3 protein-coding genes and 1 pseudogene are annotated in these 3,606 nt (G+C 65.4%); 2 read left to right on the top strand and 2 right to left on the bottom strand.

Annotation, left to right across the window (positions count from 1 at the left end):
- Positions 1-397 (bottom strand): annotated as a pseudogene (locus FV228_RS23330) (hypothetical protein); the annotation flags it as partial.
- Here FV228_RS23330 and FV228_RS33360 point away from each other — a divergent pair.
- Complete coding sequence (locus tag FV228_RS33360; RefSeq protein WP_187277875.1) at positions 396-731, top strand: hypothetical protein; 336 nt, start codon at positions 396-398, stop codon at positions 729-731. The pseudogene FV228_RS23330 and the gene FV228_RS33360 sit on opposite strands and share 2 nt — an antisense overlap.
- A gap of 920 nt (positions 732-1,651) precedes the next feature.
- On the opposite strand, the gene FV228_RS23320 is transcribed toward FV228_RS33360, so the two are convergent.
- Entirely contained in the window at positions 1,652-2,914 is a 1,263-nt protein-coding gene (locus FV228_RS23320; RefSeq protein ID WP_147856758.1) for an amidohydrolase/deacetylase family metallohydrolase, read from the bottom strand.
- A 558-nt stretch (positions 2,915-3,472) separates the two neighbouring features.
- On the opposite strand from FV228_RS23320, the gene FV228_RS23315 reads away from it, so the two are divergent.
- On the top strand, positions 3,473-3,606 hold a 134-nt coding region (locus FV228_RS23315; RefSeq protein WP_187277874.1), incomplete at its 3' end, for a helix-turn-helix domain-containing protein.

The following is a 3,606-nucleotide window of genomic DNA, read 5'->3' as shown; positions in this document are numbered from 1 at the left end:
GGCGGGCGGTCGCCCGAGCCGAGCCCGGCGGTGGCGGCGGGCTCTGCAACAGGGCCTGGGAAGCCGCGGGTGCGGCGGGAAAATCGCATTTGAACGCGTCGATCAGGCTTTTGCGCACGGCCTCATGAGCCTGGGCGCACTGATAGGCCACGGTCGCGCGCGCGCCCTCGTTGCGCAGGACCGACTCGCGGAAGCTCTCGCGCATCGTGCCGATGCCCTGGCGGATGCCGGGACGAGCGGCTTCCGGTACGCCGGGGCTGGCCGCGCATTGGGCATAGGCATCCAGGAAGGCGTCACAGCTCTCGACGCCCACCGGTGTGGCCGGCGTGACCGCCACCACGGGTGTGGCCGAGATCCCCCACAGGAGGGCCAGCGCGTAGGCCGAACGGTGAGACATGCCGAGCTTTCTCGTGGAGGCTGTGCTGCGCATTCTGGTCCTGGAAGTTGAAGCGGTGGGCCCTGGGACGACGACGCTAGAGATTGCGGAGGGCGAGCAGCGGGACGAAGGCGGCCAGTACGACGGGTGCCGACCAGTACTCCATTCGGATCCAGAACAGCGCGTGCCGCCGTGTGAGCAGCACGCGCGCATTCGTGGCGGGATCGATGAGTTCGCGCGGAGGCGTGATGCTGAGGCGTCGACCGACCACCTAGTTCAAAGCGGCGGCGGCGAAAAGGCCAAGGTTGAAGGCGAGAAACGCAAGTTCGAAGTGTCGAAGCGCTTGCAGCGATAGCTGGGCCAATGCACCGACGATGATCGCGGCGCCGACGACAATGGGGACAACTAGGATGCCCCACCCGACCAGATGAACAGGATAAATTTCAACTCGCAGTTGAAATTCGTAGATGAGGCAGTGGCGCGCCGCGCCGAGCCACACCCCTTGATCAACGAGCTTCGTTACGACAGCTCTGTGATAGCCTCAATGCTGCGGCTTGCGATGACCAACAGGGCCGCTTCTCCTGGATACACCGTGCTGTGGTGTAGCGTGCTAGTGCATCCTGAGCTTTGATCAGCAGCCACGACAGCCTTCCTGCTATGTAGGCGGCTGCATGCGCACGAGGAGCCAAGCACCCACTAGCTTCTCCCCACCTTAAACGTCCAATTCTGCTAAACTGGCATTCAGAATCGGACAGACCGCTAACCACACATCCCAGCCGTAGGCCGCTTCTCTCGTCAGCCTGGAAGCGGACCTTCCCAAGGCTCACGCTAGGTCGCGCGCGGCCGCACAAAACATCACGGTGCGCCTCTTTGCGTAGCGTGCCCCTATGCGAACGGTCGATCCAAGTTGGTGGCGTCCGCTTACGGAATGCCGTCACAGCCAGCTGAATGGCCGGGATGGGCGCAGAGCCGAACGACCGCTTTGGCGCGGGTCGGCGATCCGGCATGGCGTAGTCTGGCCGATAGCCGCATGTCCGCTTCAGAGACGGCCCGGCGCAAAAGCAGACGATCCCCTTGCCACCCATGGCAGCGGTGCAGACAGCCGTAGGCGCGGCCTGAAAGCTGCCCTTCGTCAACCGTCCAACACTTTTGGCACGGTGCGGTTTTGCGGCGGTCCGCTTCCGCGCGACAATGCCGAGTGGTCCCGATGCGACGCTCGGTAGCGACGCCGATAGCTCCTGCTGGTGTGGAATGCCGCCCGCATCGCTCCGCGGATTAGCGCACGGAGAAGGGCGACTGGTAGGGGCGGCCGAACGGGACGCCGTTGTTGACCGTTTGCACCGGCGCTAGAAAGCCCTTGCCGTCGCGTCGATTGTTGCGGGTGTCCACCATCGAGAGCGGGCGCTCAACCCACTCCATCACCGAGACATCCCCGGGCGCGCCGACTTGCAAGGTTCCGAGCTTCGGGACGCGGTCGATAATGCCGGCCGGCTTGTGGGTCGCCATCGCGATCACCTGCTCCAGGCTGAAGCCCAGCGGCAGAAACTTGCTCATCACCACCGGAAGGAAGGGCATGCCGGGGGTGTTGCCGGAGAAGACGTGCAGGTCCGACGAGATCGTGTCCGGCGGCGCGCCCTGCGCGATCGCAGCCTCGGCGACGGTGAAGTCGAACGAGCCGCCGCCATGGCCGATGTCGAACACGACCCCCCTGCGCTTGGCCTCCAGGGCGGCCGGCAGCAGCTTGCCGTCCTGAACGATGTTCGTGAACTGACCGGCGCTGTTGGGCGCTCCCGAGTAGCAATGTGTGAGGATATCGCCCGGCCGCAGCAGATCGAGGATTTGACTCATCAGCGCCGGCGTCTCGACGCCGCCGATATGGACCATCACCTTCGCCGGCCGCCCCGACATCTCACAAGCCTGAATGGCCCGCTTCAGCGGTTCGGCCCCATGCTTGAAGATGACGTTCTCGGACATCCGGACCTTGGCTCCGATGGCGAAGTCCGGGTTCTCGGCGATCGCCAGGGCGCAGGCCTCCACTTGCGCGTTGTCGAGATTGTACAGCTCGGCCACCGGGAAGGCGGAGAGGCCGTTGTTGGCGATGTGAATGAACGCGAACATCCGCGTCCGCGTCTGGGCTGCAATGTGACGCCGGAGCGCCGCGATGTTGTTGGCTCCCGCGTCGCCCGCCGAGACGACGGTGGTCACCCCCGAGAACGGGACGGTCTCGTCGGCCGGGATGCCGATCGCCGAGCCGTAGGGATAGGTGTGGGCGTGGAGATCGACGAGCCCTGGCAGCACGAGCTTGCCGGAGGCGTCGATCGTCTGCTTGGCGCGCTCGGCGGGGATATCCGGCTCGAGGGCGGCCACCACGCCGAAGCGGATGCCGACGTCACGCTTGGCCCGCAGCGACTGGCTCGGGTCGATGACCTCCCCACCCTTGATCAGCAGGTCGAAGCGGTCGGGCACGGCGGCGGCCGGCCCCACGGCCGCCACGGCGCCAGCGAGTCCGAGCCAGGTACGACGCGACAAATCTGCCATTGTCCAACCTCCCGCGGGACGCCGCCGCGCGCCGTTGGTCGGTGCGTCGGCCTGCAGATCCCGTTGCACAGCGCACGTTCTGCGACGGCGCCGGGCCGGAGCGTAGCTTTCGCGATGCTCAAGCTGCAAGGTTTCGGAGAAATCGTGCCTTGACGACCGCCGGAGATTATATCGGTTGCCGGCGGATCGCCCCGGCCTGCTGCAGAAGCTGGCGAACGCCCGACGAAGGGCTGTTTTCAGGTTGCGCCAGTGGCGATCCGCGCGACCTGGTTGGGTCGTAAACGGTCGGGGCGGCCATGTCCGCAGCGATGGCATTGCCGCCCGGAAGCGGATCGGCAGAAATCCACCGGCTCCAGACGTAAGGGCGACTCCCGCCAATTGCATAGAAGCGGACCTCCCGAACCTCAGAGAGGGGTCGAAAGCAGCTCCTCGCGATCGGTACAGAGCCTTCAGTTTTGGACCACTACATTTAGAGCCATGTCCGGCTGGGTTGAATCGTTGGGGGTAGCGGGCAGTCTGCGGATCTGATTCGATGTTGGGCTTTCCGAGGAGGTCGGGATGCCGTCAGCGCTATCGATGGATCTGCGAGAACGCGTGATCGCGGCGATCGAGGCGGGAGCTTCGCGCCGACAGGCGGCCAAGCGCTTCGGGGTCGGCCCATCCAGCGCGATCCGCTGGCATGAACGCTTCCA

Source organism: Methylobacterium sp. WL18 (assembly GCF_008040015.1).
GTDB lineage: Bacteria > Pseudomonadota > Alphaproteobacteria > Rhizobiales > Beijerinckiaceae > Methylobacterium > Methylobacterium mesophilicum.
Note: the sequence above shows the minus strand (reverse complement) of the source record. Positions and strands in the feature narration are given on the sequence as shown.

Excerpts from the sequence above, each read along its gene's own strand:
- FV228_RS33360 (WP_187277875.1), top strand. The coding sequence starts at position 396 with ATGCCGAGCTTTCTCGTGGAGGCTGTGCTGCGCATTCTGGTCCTGGAA.
- FV228_RS23320 (WP_147856758.1), bottom strand. The coding sequence starts at position 2,914 with ATGGCAGATTTGTCGCGTCGTACCTGGCTCGGACTCGCTGGCGCCGTG.